The 14,789-nt window shown below is 65.1% G+C and carries 13 protein-coding genes; 8 read left to right on the top strand and 5 right to left on the bottom strand.

All coding sequences use genetic code 11. The features are described from left to right. Positions 1–10: 10 nt before the first annotated feature. The 4 genes from VNQ78_RS04795 to VNQ78_RS04810 all read right to left on the bottom strand — a co-directional run bounded on the left by VNQ78_RS04795 (position 11) and on the right by VNQ78_RS04810 (position 3,072). The gene (locus VNQ78_RS04795; RefSeq protein ID WP_325687150.1) at positions 11–685 is read right to left on the bottom strand and encodes a methionine ABC transporter permease; all 675 of its coding nucleotides are present in this window, start codon (positions 683–685) and stop codon (positions 11–13) included. Continuing rightward, the gene (locus tag VNQ78_RS04800) at positions 675–1,724 is read right to left on the bottom strand and encodes a methionine ABC transporter ATP-binding protein (RefSeq protein WP_325687151.1); all 1,050 of its coding nucleotides are present in this window, start codon (positions 1,722–1,724) and stop codon (positions 675–677) included. The genes VNQ78_RS04795 and VNQ78_RS04800 overlap by 11 nt, the downstream gene beginning before the upstream one ends. A 131-nt stretch (positions 1,725–1,855) precedes the next feature. Then, positions 1,856–2,599, bottom strand: a complete 744-nt coding sequence (gene tpiA, locus VNQ78_RS04805; RefSeq protein ID WP_325687152.1) for a triose-phosphate isomerase — start codon at positions 2,597–2,599, stop codon at positions 1,856–1,858. A 101-nt stretch (positions 2,600–2,700) separates the two neighbouring features. Next, positions 2,701–3,072 carry an iron-sulfur cluster assembly accessory protein gene (locus VNQ78_RS04810; protein WP_325687153.1) on the bottom strand — a complete coding sequence of 124 codons (372 nt, stop codon included), beginning with the start codon at positions 3,070–3,072 and terminating at the stop codon, positions 2,701–2,703. A 187-nt stretch (positions 3,073–3,259) separates the two neighbouring features. Between VNQ78_RS04810 and rpsD the strand changes: the two genes are divergently transcribed. Both rpsD and VNQ78_RS04820 read left to right on the top strand, forming a co-directional pair. After that, the gene (gene rpsD, locus VNQ78_RS04815) at positions 3,260–3,880 is read left to right on the top strand and encodes a 30S ribosomal protein S4 (protein ID WP_325687154.1); all 621 of its coding nucleotides are present in this window, start codon (positions 3,260–3,262) and stop codon (positions 3,878–3,880) included. A 197-nt stretch (positions 3,881–4,077) separates the two neighbouring features. Further along, positions 4,078–4,686, top strand: a complete 609-nt coding sequence (locus VNQ78_RS04820; RefSeq protein WP_325687155.1) for a hypothetical protein — start codon at positions 4,078–4,080, stop codon at positions 4,684–4,686. A 123-nt stretch (positions 4,687–4,809) separates the two neighbouring features. Here VNQ78_RS04820 and acnA read toward each other — a convergent pair whose 3' ends face one another. After that, positions 4,810–7,566 (bottom strand): aconitate hydratase AcnA, encoded by a 2,757-nt coding sequence (gene acnA, locus VNQ78_RS04825; RefSeq protein ID WP_325687157.1) that lies wholly within the window; start codon positions 7,564–7,566, stop codon positions 4,810–4,812. A gap of 338 nt (positions 7,567–7,904) precedes the next feature. On the opposite strand from acnA, the gene VNQ78_RS04830 reads away from it, so the two are divergent. The 6 genes from VNQ78_RS04830 to VNQ78_RS04855 all read left to right on the top strand — a co-directional run. Then, complete coding sequence (locus VNQ78_RS04830; RefSeq protein ID WP_325687161.1) at positions 7,905–8,936, top strand: DUF1223 domain-containing protein; 1,032 nt, start codon at positions 7,905–7,907, stop codon at positions 8,934–8,936. 102 nt (positions 8,937–9,038) lie between these two features. Beyond that, positions 9,039–9,644 (top strand): inner membrane-spanning protein YciB, encoded by a 606-nt coding sequence (locus tag VNQ78_RS04835; protein WP_325687163.1) that lies wholly within the window; start codon positions 9,039–9,041, stop codon positions 9,642–9,644. 65 nt (positions 9,645–9,709) lie between these two features. Next, entirely contained in the window at positions 9,710–10,882 is a 1,173-nt protein-coding gene (metZ, locus tag VNQ78_RS04840) for an O-succinylhomoserine sulfhydrylase (protein ID WP_325687165.1), read from the top strand. Positions 10,883–10,979: 97 nt separating this feature from the next. After that, positions 10,980–11,948 (top strand): GTP cyclohydrolase FolE2, encoded by a 969-nt coding sequence (gene folE2, locus VNQ78_RS04845; RefSeq protein WP_414694043.1) that lies wholly within the window; start codon positions 10,980–10,982, stop codon positions 11,946–11,948. A 59-nt stretch (positions 11,949–12,007) separates the two neighbouring features. Beyond that, the gene (locus tag VNQ78_RS04850; protein WP_325687167.1) at positions 12,008–14,404 is read left to right on the top strand and encodes an ATP-dependent helicase; all 2,397 of its coding nucleotides are present in this window, start codon (positions 12,008–12,010) and stop codon (positions 14,402–14,404) included. Between the two features lie 52 nt (positions 14,405–14,456). Further along, a partial coding sequence (locus tag VNQ78_RS04855) for a hypothetical protein (RefSeq protein ID WP_325687169.1) occupies positions 14,457–14,789 on the top strand: 333 nt, incomplete at its 3' end.

Consider the following 14,789-nt stretch of genomic DNA (forward strand, 5'->3'; position numbering starts at 1 on the left):
GGGTTGGAGATTACCGGCCCCGGTTGCGGGGGGCGCGTTTGTCGAAGCGCGAGGCGATCCATTCGCCGCAGCTTTGCACGAGCTGGACGAGGACGATCAGGATGACGACCACGGCCAGCATCACCTCGGGCATGAAGCGCTGGTAGCCGTAGCGGATGCCGAGATCGCCAAGGCCCCCGCCGCCGACGGCGCCGACCATGGCGGAATAGCCGATCAGGCTGACCACGGCGAGGGTGAGGCCGAGGATGATGCCCGGCATCGCCTCGGGAACGAGGATCTTGCGCACGATCTGGCCGGGCGTCGCGCCCATGGCGCGCGCAGCCTCGATCAGGCCGGCATCGACCTCGCGGATCGCGGTCTCGATCAGGCGGGCGATGAAGGGGGCGGCGGCGATGGTCAGCGGCACGATAGCCGCGGTCGTTCCGATCGAGGTGCCGGCGATCAGGCGGGTGAAGGGAATGATCGCGACGACAAGGATGATGAAAGGCGTCGAGCGGGCAGCGTTCACGATGAGGCCGAGGACGGTGTTCAGGACCGGTGCCGACAGAAGCTCGCCCCGGCGCGAGGTGGCGAGAAAGACGCCGAGCGGAGCGCCGATGAGCGTGCCGAGCAGCGTCGACATCAGGACCATGTAGAGGGTCTGCTGCGTCGATTGCCAGAGGATGGGGATGAGGTTAGCCGACATAGCCAAGCACCTCCGTCAGAAGTCCATGTTCCTCGAGGAAGCGGCGCGATTCCTCGAGCCGGTCGCAGGGCAGGCCGACGATCAGGCTGCCGAAGGGCCGGTCGCCGATTTCCTCGATCGCGCCGGCGAGGATGTTGACGCTGACGCCGCGTTCGGCGGTCAGGCGCGCGAGCATCGGGTCGGTCGCGTGATTGCCGATGAAGGTGATCTGGACCACCGCCTCGGCCCCGTCGCCCTGCGGCTGGTCGCGGAGCTGGCCCGCGACGAATTGCGGCACGGCAACGCCGGTCACGCCCTGAAGGAATGAGCGGGTGGTGGGATGTCCGGGGCGCGAGAAGACGGAATAGGTCTCTCCGGCCTCGACGATGCGCCCGGCCTCGATCACCGCGACGTGGCTGCAGATGTCGCGCACCACGCCCATCTCATGGGTGATCAGCAGGATGGTCAGCCCCAGCTCGCGGTTGATGCTTTTCAGGAGCGCGAGCACCTGTCGGGTCGTGTCGGGGTCGAGGGCCGAGGTCGCCTCGTCCGACAGCAGGACGCGGGGGCCGGTGGCGAGGGCGCGGGCAATGCCCACGCGCTGCTTCTGCCCGCCCGAAAGCTCGGCCGGGTAACGGCTGGCCTGCGCGGTCAGGCCGACGCGCTCGATCAGTTCGGCGACGCGGGGGGCGATGGCTTTCCGGTCCTCTCCGGCGATTTCCAGCGGCAGGGCGATATTCTCGGCCACCGTGCGCGAGGAGAGGAGGTTGAAGTGCTGGAAGATCATCCCGACCTCGCGCCGGATCGCGCGCAGCTGGGCGTCGGGGGCGATCCCGACATCATGGCCGTTGACGATGACCTTGCCGGAGGAGGGGCGCTCAAGCCCGTTTACCATGCGCAGGAGCGTCGACTTGCCCGCGCCGGAGCGACCGATGATTCCGGTGATCGCCCCCTGCGGCACGTCGAGCGAGATATCCTGCAAGGCCACGACGTCGCCCGCGCCGCCCTTCTGGGGGTAGCGGCGCGTCACGTCCTGAAATGAGATTGCTGGCTCAGCCATGGGTCCGTCCTGAATGTCAGGCGAGACCTATGCTTGGGAATGTGGTCTTTGCAAGAGGCGCTTGGGCCATAAAGCGCAAATGCCGTTCCAATTCATGCCTGATGAAAGGAACGACATTCCATATGTCCAATTCAGGCGTCGGAAAGTGCCGAAATGATCGGTCCGAAGTCTGCGGCCTTGAGGCTGGCGCCGCCCACCAGCGCGCCGTTCACATGCGGGATGGCAAAGATTTCGGCGGCATTGCCGGGCTTGACCGAGCCGCCATAGAGCAGGCCGAAATCCCCTCCGTCGTCGAAGCGGGCGGCGAGGCGGTCGCGCATGAGGGCATGGACCTCGGCGATCTGGTCGTTGGTGGGGGTGCGGCCGGTGCCGATGGCCCAGACGGGTTCATAGGCGATGACGGTGTTCGCGGCGGTGGCGCAATCGGGAACCGATCCGGCAAGCTGGGCCGAGATCATGTCGAGGGTTTCGCCCGCATCGCGCTGCGCCTCGGTCTCGCCCACGCAGATCACGGCGACAAGACCCGCCTGATGCGCCGCGACCGACTTGGCTGCGACCTGCGCGTCGGTTTCCGCGTGGTCGGTCCGACGCTCGGAATGGCCGAGGATGACGTGGCTCGCGCCAGCATCCTTCAACTGGACCGCGGCGATGTCGCCGGTATGCGCGCCGGCTTCCTTCGCGTGGCAATCCTGACCGCCGACGGCGAGCTTCCCGGCCGCGCGCGAGGCCATTGCGTGGACCAGCGTTGCGGGCGGGCAGATCAGCACATCGCAGCCGACCGCGGGCAGAGCCGCCGCAAGCTGGTCAATCTCGGCCAGCGAGGCCAGGGTTCCGTTCATCTTCCAATTGCCTGCGGCGAGCTTGCGCGGAGCCATCTGCCTCTCCTGTTTCATGTGACAGGGCAAGGGATTAGGCTGCGTCCCTGCCGCGATCAAGACGGGCAGGGCGATGTGTGCGCTAACGGGAGGAAAAAGGCCTAGACCTGCGCACGCGAGCCTTCCAGCGGGCCGAAACTGACGGATTCGCCGCAGCCGCAGCTGTCGGTGACATTCGGGTTGCGGAACTTGAAGCCGGATTCGAGCATGCTGGTTTCATAATCGATCTCGGTCCCGAAAAGGAACATCTGCGCGGTGGGGGCGATCAGCACACGCGCCGCGCCCTGTTCGACGACCTCGTCGCCGGGGGAAGGGGCTTCGGCCAGTTCCATGGTGTATTCCATCCCCGCGCAGCCGCCCTTCTTCAGGCCGATGCGCAGCCCGCTGGCGGATTTCGCGGTCATGAGGCGGGCGATCTGCTGTTCGGCCGCTTCGGTGATGGTGACGGGGGACTTGCCGGGGATCGAGAACATCGCGCCTTCCTTGTTCCTTCACCCTGACATAAGAGCATGTGGCGCGCGGCTCAAGGGGTGCTTGACACTGCGCATATCGCGGCTATAAGCGCCGCTTCATTGGTGTTGGTGGACCCCGCGAGGGGAACCCTGTCAGGCCTTGCGCCAGAGGACAACGCCCTTCGACAACATAAGAAGGAGATCAGCGATGACCAAACGTACCGCTGCCAAGTACAAGATCGACCGCCGCATGGGCGAAAACATCTGGGGCCGCGCCAAGTCGCCCCTGAACCGTCGCGAATATGGCCCCGGCCAGCACGGTCAGCGCCGCAAGGGCAAGCTGTCGGACTTCGGCACGCAGCTCCGCGCCAAGCAGAAGCTGAAAGGCTATTACGGCGACCTGACCGAGAAGCAGTTCCGCCGCATCTATTCGGAAGCCGAGCGCGTCAAGGGCGACACCGGCGAGAACCTGATCGGTCTGCTGGAGCGCCGCCTCGACGCTATCGTCTACCGCGCCAAGTTCGTTCCGACGATCTTTGCCGCCCGCCAGTTCGTGAACCACGGTCACGTGGAAGTGAATGGCCAGCGCGTCAACATCGCCTCCTATCGCGTGAAGGAAGGCGACGTCGTCTCGATCCGCGAGCGTTCGCGCCAGCTGGCCATCGTGCTGGAAGCCGTCGCCCTGACCGAGCGTGACGTTCCGGACTATCTGGAAGTCGACCACAACAAGATGACCGCGAGCTTCGTTCGCACTCCGGCTCTGGGCGATGTGCCCTATCCGGTCGTGATGGAACCGAACCTGGTCGTCGAATTCTACGCGAAGAACTGATTACTTTCAGTTTGTCGGGTTTCAAGGTCGTCCCTTCGGGGGCGGCCTTTTCGTTTGTGGCGCGGCCGCATGGGTATTTGAGAAACGGTGAAAACCGAAGCGGCCGCATCACATTGCGCGGAAGAGGCTGCCCTCGCGGTTGCATCCCTTGCAGGCATTGCGGATTTTCTCCCCGGATTCGGCGAGCGGAGATGATGATGCGGTCAGTTGCGGTTCTGATTTCGGTGATGTTGGCCCTGCCGGCGATGGCGCAGGAGAGTCCCGCGCCAGATGAGCGGCTCTGGACCTGCGAGACCTCGATCATGGGCGAGAAGACCGAGGTGAATTATCTCCGCGACGCCCAGTTTCGCGAGAATGTGGGTTCGCTGGAGAAGAACCTCTCCGGCTGGGGACGCATCACCTGTCCGGGCTATGTGACCCTGCGCGAGATCCTGCGCCGGAACGAGATGGAGGATGACGGCAGCTATTGCCTGCTTTGGGACAAGGCGGGCGACACCTATGTCGGCGCGCAGGTCGGCGCGCGGCGGGGCAATGCCGTCTGCCGCAAGACCTTCTGCGAGAAGGTGAACGGCGCGCGATCGGCGACTCTGCGCAATGCGAACGAGATGGCGGTTGCAGGGTTCGATGCCGTAGCCCAGCGGCCGGGCGCCGCGATCCTGGCCGCGACGTCCGGCACCGTGGTCGGCACGATGCAGGCGGCGGGGGTCGCGGCGATGGGGGTCGCGGCCTCCCCGGTCGCGGTCGGGTCTCTGGTGGTCGGGACCGCTGCTGCTGGCGGCACCATGTGGTATTGCGCCGGCGAATGAGGCGGAGGATCAGTCGCGATCCCTTCGGATTTCACCGTTTTCCAAATACCCATGCGGCCGCGCCACCAGCGAAAAGGCCGCCCCCGAAGGGACGGCCGTGAAGCAATCGAACCGATGACAGGCTCAGGCTCTGGCGAGGTTGCGCAGGACGTAATGCAGCACGCCGCCGTTTTCGAGATATTCGACCTCGACCTCGGTATCGACGCGCGCCTTGAGCTGGATCGTCCGCTCCGAGCCATCCGCGTAGCGGATCGTCGCCGGAACCAGCGAGAGCGGCTTGAACTCACCCTCGAGCCCGTCGATCGAGACGGTCTCGTCGCCCTTCAGGTTCAGTGTCTTGCGGTTGTCGCTGCCGGTGAATTCGAAGGGGATGACCCCCATGCCGACGAGGTTCGAGCGGTGGATACGCTCGAAGCTTTCGGCGATCACCGCCTTGACGCCCAGAAGGTTCGTGCCCTTGGCCGCCCAGTCGCGTGAGGAGCCCGCGCCGTATTCCACGCCGCCGAAGATCACCAGCGGGATGCCCGCCGCCTGGTACTCCATCGAGGCGTCGAAGATCGTCGTCTGCTCGCCCTTCGGGCCCTTGGTGTAGCCGCCCTCGACGCCATCGAGCATCTCGTTCTTGATGCGGATATTGGCGAAGGTGCCGCGCATCATGACCTCATGGTTGCCGCGGCGTGAGCCGTAGCTGTTGAAGTCCTTGGGCGCGACCTGACGCTCGATCAGGTATTTCCCGGCCGGGGTGGTCGGCTTGAATGAACCCGCGGGCGAGATGTGGTCGGTGGTGATCATGTCGCCCAGGATCGCCAGGATTCGGGCGCCGTTGATATTGGTGATCTTGCCCGGCTCCTTCGACATGCCGCGGAAATAGGGCGGGTTCTGGATGTAGGTCGAGGTCGGCGGCCAGTCATAGGTTTCGCTGTCCGTGACTTCGACGGCCTGCCATTTCTCGTCGCCCTTGAAGACATCGGCATATTTGGTCTGGAACGCCTCGCGCGTGACGGTCGCATGGACCAGATCGGCGATCTCCTGATTGGTCGGCCAGATGTCCTTGAGGTAGACGTTCTTGCCCTCGGGCGTCTTGCCGATCGGGTCGCGGGTCAGGTTGACGTTCACATCGCCCGCGATGGCATAGGCCACGACCAGCGGCGGCGAGGCGAGGTAGTTCGCCCGCACATCAGGCGAGATCCGGCCCTCGAAGTTGCGGTTGCCCGACAGGACCGCGGTGGCGACCAGATCGTTTTCGGCGATGGCCTTCGAGATCGCGGGATCGCCCAGCGGGCCGGAGTTGCCGATGCAGGTCGTGCAGCCATAGCCCACGAGGTTGAAGCCGAGCGCGTCCAGATCCTCCTGCAGGCCCGCGGCCTGAAGATATTCGCCCACCACCTGCGAGCCGGGCGCCAGCGAGGTCTTGACCCAGGGCTTGCTGGTCAGACCCAGCGCCCGCGCCTTGCGCGCCACCAGACCCGCGCCGATCATCACATAGGGGTTCGAGGTATTGGTGCAGGAGGTGATGGCGGCGATCACCACCGAGCCGTCGCGGATCGTGTAGTCCTTGCCCTCGACCGTGGCGGTCCGGCGCGCATCCGTGGCGGGCGAGACGACGGCGCCGCCCTCGGCCCCCATCTCGAGCGCGTCGGCCGAGACGTCGATGCCGCGGTAATCCGCGACCACCTTGTAGAAGCTGCGCGCGGAATCGGTCAGCGGCACATAGTCCTGCGGCCGTTTCGGGCCGGAGATGGCGGGAACGATCTCGGCCATGTCGAGATGCAGGGTCGAGGTATAGACCGGCTCGTAATCCGCGCCGCGCCACATGCCGTTCGCCTTGGCATAGGCCTCGACCAGGGCGATCCGCGCCTCGTCACGGCCGGTATTGCGCATGTAGCGCAGCGTTTCGCCGTCGATCGGGAAGAAGCCGCAGGTTGCGCCGTATTCGGGGGCCATGTTGCCGATGGTGGCGCGGTCGGCCAGCGGCAGGTGGTCGAGGCCGTCGCCGTAGAACTCGACGAACTTCCCGACCACGCCATGCTTGCGCAGCATGGCGACGACCTTCAGCACCAGGTCGGTGGCCGTCGTGCCCTCGACCATCTTGCCGGTCAGCTTGAAGCCGACGACTTCGGGGATCAGCATGGAGATGGGCTGGCCCAGCATCGCGGCTTCGGCCTCGATCCCGCCGACGCCCCAGCCGAGGACGGCCATGCCGTTGACCATGGTGGTGTGGCTGTCGGTGCCGACCAGCGTGTCGGGATAGGCGACGGTTTCGCCCTTCTGGTCGGTGTCGGTCCAGACGGTCTGGGCCAGATATTCGAGGTTCACCTGATGGCAGATGCCGGTGCCCGGCGGCACCACGCGGAAGTTGTTGAACGCATTCTGGCCCCATTTCAGGAACTGGTAGCGTTCGATATTGCGTTCATATTCCAGATCCACGTTCATCTGGAAGGCGCGGGGATTGCCGAATTCGTCGATCATGACCGAGTGGTCGATGACCAGATCGACCGGGTTCAGCGGGTTGATCTTCTGCGCGTCGCCCCCGAGCGACTTGATCCCGTCGCGCATCGCGGCAAGGTCGACCACCGCTGGAACGCCGGTGAAGTCCTGCATCAGCACGCGGGCCGGGCGATAGGCGATCTCGCGCGGGTTCTTGCCGCCCAGATTGGCCCATTCGCCGAAGGCCTTGATGTCCTCGGTGCTGACGGTGCGGCCGCCATCCTCGAAGCGCAGCAGGTTCTCGAGCACGACCTTGAGCGAGGCGGGAAGCTTCGAGAAATCACCCAGACCGGCCTGCGTGGCGGCGTCGATCGAGTAATAGGCGACGATCGATCCGCCGGCTTCAAGCTGGCGGCGCGTCCTCGCGGTGTCGATTCCTGTTTCGATGGGCATGACTCGGCTCCCTCTTCCTTAATAGCAAGGTGGCTGAATGGCGGTCTCATCAAGGATGTGCCCATTTTCCCGAAGCTGTTCAAGAGGGGAAAGCCACTATTGTATGCGAATGTATACCGAAACGGCATGGCGCGGGAGGCTGTGGGTTTGCGGCAACGTTCACGCAGGCCGCGCGCCCGCCTAACAAAGCATTGATTTGTGGCCCATGCCGGAGTGGCGATAGAGATGCATACGATATGGCAGGAATATTTCACGAAATGGCCCCAGGCTTTGCAATAGTTTGCGCGCAACCGGGACGGGTATGGCCTCATGCGAGGGCGTTCGCTCTGGCGGCGCTGGTGGCGGTGGCCGTGGCCCTGCCGGCGCATGATGCCTGGGCGCAGGATGACGGGCAGGACATGGGTGCCGGAAGCCTTTCGTCGAACAGCGGCGCGCGCCAGGGTTCGTCCGACAACGGATCCCCTGCCTCGGCCCCGGCCGGGCGGTCGGAGCCGTCGCAGGGTGCGGGAGAGGACGCGCAGGGCAACGGCAATCACATCGGCCTGATCGAGGCGCCGGAGGGTGCAGCGGGTATTGATGCCGACATGCTGCCCGAGGGCGTGACGGATCCTTTCGCCGATTCCCCTCTGGTCTCGACCTTTGCCGAACGGCGGACGGCGCAGATGCGCAGCCGCCAATTCGGACCGATCGGGCATCCGCCGGTCGTGGTGGAACTCTTCACGTCGCAGGGCTGCTCCTCCTGTCCGCCCGCCGATGACATGCTGGCGGAGCTTGCGGATCGCGAGGACATCCTCGCCCTGTCCTGGCATGTCGATTACTGGGACTATCTGGGCTGGGCGGATGAGTTCGCGCGCCCCGAATTTACCCGCCGCCAGCAGGCCTATGCCCATGCCTGGGGCGAGCGGGCGATTTATACGCCGCAGATGATCGTGGGCGGGACCGACACGCTGATCGCCGTCCGCCCGGCCGAGCTGATGACGCTGCTCGACACGCAGATGGCGCGGCCGATTCCCGTCATCGTCACCTCGCGCCCCGAAAAGGATGGTTTCCAGATCGAGTTGATGCCGCGCGTGCAGATCACGGGTCCGGTCGCCATCACGCTGGTGCGCTATGCCCCCGAACGTCAGGTGAAGATCAAGGCCGGCGAGAATCGCGGGCTGATCGTGACCTATCGCAATGTCGTGCTGGCCGCCGAACGCATCGCCGACTGGGACGGACGCGCGCCCCTGCGCCTGACCGTCAAGGCCGGTCTGCCGGGGAGCGAGGATTTTCCGCAGGACACGCGCCACGCCATATTGGCCCAGAAGCTGAGCGCCGGGCGCGAGCCCCGTCCCTCTGGCCCGATCCTTGCGGCGATCCGCCTCGACTAGGGGAGGATCGCCTTGCCGGCCCGCTTGCCCTGCGGGCCGCTTGCCGTCAAATGACAGCTGCCGGCCCCGCGCCGGCTCCCGCCAACAGTCCCCGAGGCCGAGATGACCGAACCCCGCAAGATCAACCCGCTGCTGAAGGCCGGCCTGGAGCTGGGGCCGCTGCTGCTGTTTTTCGTCCTCTTCATGCGGATGCGGGACAAGACCGTGATGCTGGGCGGGACCGAATATTCCGGCTTCATCTTCGCGACGCTGGTTTTCATTCCGGTGCTGGTCCTCAGCACATTGGCGCTGTGGCGGCTGACCGGGAAACTCTCGCCCATGCAGATCGCGACGCTGGTGCTGGTCGTGGTCTTTGGCGGGCTGTCGGTCTGGCTGAACGATCCGAAATTCTTCAAGATGAAGCCGACGATCATCTATCTGATCTTTGCCGGCCTGCTTGGCGCCAGCATGGTTCTGCGCCGGAACTGGCTGCAACTGGTCATGTCCGAGGCCCTGCCGATGCAGCCCGAGGGCTGGCGCATCCTGACCCGGCGCATGGCGGTGCTGTTTCTGGCGCTGGCCGTCGCGAATGAAATCGTCTGGCGCAGCATGTCCGAGACGGCATGGGTGAACTTCAAGACCTTCGGCCTGCCGGTGATCATGATCCTGTTCTTCGTCCTCAATGCGAAGCTTTTTGAGCGTCACGCCATGCCGCGCGACGCGGAGTAAGGCTCTCCCCTTGCGCGGATGGCCGGGCGGGAGTAACCGGACCCCCTACGCACAGGAGTCTGCCCATGTCCGATAAGCCTTTGCATCCGCGCACCCGCGCCGTCCATCACGGCATCCGCCGCAGCCAGTATGGCGAGATGGCCGAGGCGCTGTTCATGACGCAGGGCTTTTCCTATGACAGCGCCGAGCAGGCCGAGGCGCGCTTCATCAAGTCCGGCCCGGACGAGTTCATCTATGCCCGCTATGGCAACCCGACCTCGCGCATGTTCGAGGACCGGATCGCCAATCTCGAAGGGGCAGAGGACGCCTTCGCCACCGCAAGCGGCATGGCGGCGGTCAATGGCGCGCTGATGTGCTTTGCCAAGCCCGGCGACCATATCGTCTCGGCCAAGGCGCTGTTCGGCTCCTGCCTCTATGTCCTCGACGTGCTGGCCCGCTTCGGGGTCGAGATCAGCTATGTCGACGGCACCGATATCGAGGAATGGCGCGCCGCGATCCGGCCGGACACCAAGGCCGTGTTCTTCGAAACCGTCTCGAACCCGACGCTGGAAGTGATCGACATTACCGCCGTGGCCGAGCTGGCCCATGCGGTCGGGGCGCTGGTCATCGCCGACAACGTCTTCGCCACCCCGGTCTATTCGCGCGCGATCGAGCAGGGGGCGGATGTCGTCGTCTACTCCACGACCAAGCATATCGACGGCGCGGGCCGCTGCCTTGGCGGCGTGATCTGCGGCACGCGGCATTTCGTGCGCGAGGTGGCCGAGCCCTACCTGAAACATACCGGCGCTGCGATCAGCCCCTTCAACGCCTGGATCATGCTGAACGGCCTGACGACGATGGACCTGCGGGTGCGCGCCATGACCGACACGGCGCTGGCCTTCGCCACCGCCATGGAGGGCGAGGCCAAGGCAACCCGCGTGATCTATCCCGGCCTCGCCAGCCACGCCCAGCATGATCTGGCCATGCGCCAGATGGGGGCGGGCGGAACCATGGTCGCCATCGACCTCGGCAGCAAGGAAGCCGCCTTCGAGGCGATGAACCGGATGCGGATCTTCCAGATCTCGAACAACCTTGGCGATGCGAAGTCGATCGTGACCCATCCGGCGACGACGACCCATTCGCGCCTGTCCGAGGAGGTGCGCGAGGGCCTTGGCATCACGCCCGGACTGCTGCGCCTGTCGATCGGGCTTGAGGATGCGGGTGACCTGATCGAGGATTTCCGCCAGGCGATCGGATGAGCCGGGCTGCGCCGTTTCCGCATCAAGGCAACGGCGCCCCTTCATTTTTTGGTCCGCAGGCCCCAGATTGTTTCCGATTTGTCGAGGGAGACGACTCATGACCGAGGCACGGCCCATCGCCACGGAACGCGCCTATCCGGCGCTGTCGCGGGAATATCCCGCTGATTTCCGCGTCGATGACAGCTACAAGGACAGCCTGCCGGACCTGCAGAACGGTCCGGCCAGCCTGATCGTGGGCGCGCGCGCGCCGATCCAGCATGTCGGCATCTCGAATTTCCGCCTGCCGATCCGCTACCGCACCCGCGAGGGCGGAGAGGTGACGCTGGAAACCTCGGTCACCGGCACCGTCAGCCTCGAGGCCGACCGCAAGGGCATCAACATGAGCCGCATCATGCGCTCGTTCTACGCTCATGCGGATCAGGAGTTTTCGATGGGCGTGCTTGAGGCGGCGCTCGACGATTACAAGTCCGACCTCGACAGCCTCGACGCGCGCATCCAGATGCGGTTCAACTTTCCGATCCGCATGGCCTCGCTGCGCTCCGGTCTCAGCGGGTGGCAATATTACGACATCGCGCAGGAACTGGTCGAACGGAACGGCGCGCGGCTGAAGATCATGCATTTCGACTACGTCTACAGCTCGACCTGCCCCTGCTCGCTGGAGCTTTCGGAACATGCCCGCCAGATGCGCGGCCAGCTTGCGACCCCGCATTCGCAGCGATCCATCGCGCGGATTTCGGCGGTGATCAATGGCGAGGGGCGCCTGTGGTTCGAGGATATGGTCGACCTCTGCCGCCAGGCTGTCCCGACCGAGACGCAGGTGATGGTCAAGCGCGAGGACGAGCAGGCCTTTGCCGAGCTGAACGCCGCCAACCCGATCTTTGTCGAGGACGCGGTTCGCGCCTTTGCTGGCGGCCTGATGGCCGATCCGCGCATCGGCGATTTCCGCGTCGTGGCCAGCCATCAGGAATCGCTGCATTCCCATGATGCGGTCAGCGTGCTGAGCCGGGGCGAGACCTTCGCCCATACCAGCCTTGATCCCGCGATTTTCGCCGGTTTGCGGGCGTGATGTGAACAAGGCGTGAACATGGGCTTTCCCCATGCGCCGGCAGGGGCTATGTTTGCGAGATGAACGAATTTGACGAAACCGATGCCTTCGAGGCGGCGTCCTCGGCCCCCGTCCCGCTTTCGCAGCGGGCGATGGGCGCGCGACCTGCGCCTTACCTCGACGGGTTGAACCCCGCGCAGCGCGCGGCGGTCGAGGTGCTGGACGGCCCGGTGCTGCTGCTGGCCGGGGCAGGGACGGGCAAGACCCGTGCCCTGACGACCCGGATTGCGCATCTGCTGACGCTGGGCAAGGCGCGGCCGGGCCAGATCCTTGCCGTCACCTTCACCAACAAGGCCGCGCGCGAGATGAAGGAGCGGATCGGCCGCCTGCTGGGCGAGATGGTCGAAGGGATGCCGTGGCTTGGCACCTTCCACTCGGTCAGCGTCAAGATCCTGCGCCGCCATGCCGAGCTTGTGGGCGACGCGACCCTGCATCTGAAGACCAGCTTCACCATTCTGGACACCGACGACCAGATCCGGCTGATGCGGCAGTTGATCCAGGCCGAGAATATCGACGAGAAGCGCTGGCCCGCCCGCCAGCTTGCCGGGCTGATCGACGGCTGGAAGAACCGCTGCCTGACGCCCGTGAACCTGCCAAGGGGCGAGGAGCGGGCCTTTGACGGTAAGGGCGGCAAGCTTTATGCCGCCTATCAGCGCCGCCTGCTGGAGTTGAACGCGGTCGATTTCGGCGACCTGCTGATGCATTGCGTCACGATCTTTCAGGCGCATCCCGATGTGCTGAAGCAATGGCAGGATCGCTTCCGCTATATCCTCGTCGACGAATATCAGGACACCAACGTCGCGCAATATATGTGGCTGCGGCTGCTGGCCCGCGCGCATCAGAACATCTGCTGCGTCGGCGATGACGACCAGTCGATCTATGGCTGGCGCGGCGCCGAGGTCGGCAACATCCTGCGGTTCGAATCCGATTTCCCCGGCGCCAAGGTCATCCGGCTTGAGCAGAACTACCGCTCGACCCCGCAGATCCTTGCCGCCGCATCCGGGCTGATCGCCGGAAACAAGGGCCGGCTCGGCAAGACGCTCTGGACCGAGGCCGAGGCGGGCGAGCAGGTGCGCCTGATCGGCCATTGGGACAGCGAGGCCGAGGCCCGCTGGATCGGCGAGGAGATCGAGGCCTTCCACGGCGGCCATCGTCATTCGATCGGCAAGCGCAGCCTCAACGACATCGCGATCCTCGTCCGCGCCAGCCACCAGATGCGCGCGTTCGAGGACCGGTTCATGACGATCGGCCTGCCTTACCGCGTGATCGGCGGTCCGCGTTTCTATGAGCGGCAGGAGATCCGGGACGCGATGGCCTATTTCCGCCTCGCGGTCTCGCCCAGCGACGACCTCGCCTTCGAGCGGGTGGTGAACCTGCCCAAGCGCGGCCTTGGCGACAAGGCGGTGCAGAAGATCCAGCGCGAGGCGCGGGAGCGCGGCCTCTCGCTGCTGGAAGGCGCGGCATCCGCCGTGGCGACCGGGGTGCTTTCCGGCAAGGGCGCAGGCGCGCTGCGGGTCTTTGTCGAGGGCATGGGCCGCTGGCATGCGGATGCGATCGACAGCCGTGTGAACCATGTCGAGCTGGCCGAGCGGATTTTGGACGAATCCGGCTATACCGCGATGTGGCAGAACGAGAAGTCGCCCGACGCGCCCGGCCGCCTCGACAACTTGAAAGAATTGATAAAGGCGCTGGAAGAATTTGAAAACCTTCAGGGTTTTCTGGAACATGTGTCTCTGGTCATGGATGCCGACAAGGGCGAGCAGGAGGATCAGGTCAGCATCATGACGCTCCACGCCGCCAAGGGGCTGGAATACCCGATCGTCTTTTTGCCGGGCTGGGAGGACGGGCTGTTCCCCAGCCAGCGCAGCATGGACGAGAGCGGGACCAAGGGTCTCGAGGAAGAGCGGCGGCTGGCCTATGTCGGCATCACCCGCGGCAAGGAGCTGGTCTCGATCAGCTTCGCCGGCAACCGCCGCATGTATGGGCAATGGCAGTCGAGCCTGCCCTCGCGCTTCATCGACGAACTGCCCGAGGAACATGTCGAGGTGCTGACGCCGCCCGGTCTTTATGGCGGCGGCTATGGCGCGGCGGCCCAGCCTTTCGCGCAATCCTCGATGCATGATCGCGCCTCGCGGGCGGATGTCTATAACTCGCCGGGCTGGAAGCGGATGCAGGACCGGGCGGGGCAGCGGTCCCAGCCGGTCCATAAGGTGCCGATCACCATTGATGCCGAGCCTGCGGCGAGTTTTGCGGTCGGCGACCGGGTCTTTCACCAGAAATTCGGCAATGGCACGGTCATGGGCATCGCCGAGGATACGCTGACCGTCGAGTTTCCGACCGGTTTCAAGACCATCAAGGCCGGCTATGTCCAGCCCGCCGCGCAGGCAGGCGACAGCATCGACGACGTACCGTTCTGAGAACCGGCCGGGCAGCTTGCGCGTTGGGGCCTGAGACCGAGGAGGTATCCCAATGCTCAACATCGACATAGATCCGGCCCGGAATGTCATTCTTGCCCGGCCCGAGGGCAGTCTGGCCGCCAGCGACTTCGAGACGCTTGGCCGCACGATAGACGATTATAGCGGCAAGCATGGCCGTCAGCCGGGACTGGTGGTTTTTCTGAAGGGGTTGCCGCATTGGGAGGGGTGGACGTCGCTCCGCGCGCATCTCGACCTCGTGCGGCGCCAGTCGGTGGTGCTGCCCCGCGTCGCGGTGGTCACGGATGTGATGGGCCTCTCTTATGTGCCCGGCATCGCCAATGTCTTTGTCCGCGCCCGCCTGCGTCAGTTCGACGTGAAGGAGCAG

The sequence above is a fragment of the Paracoccus sp. (in: a-proteobacteria) genome (genome assembly GCF_035556475.1).
Taxonomy (GTDB): domain Bacteria; phylum Pseudomonadota; class Alphaproteobacteria; order Rhodobacterales; family Rhodobacteraceae; genus Paracoccus.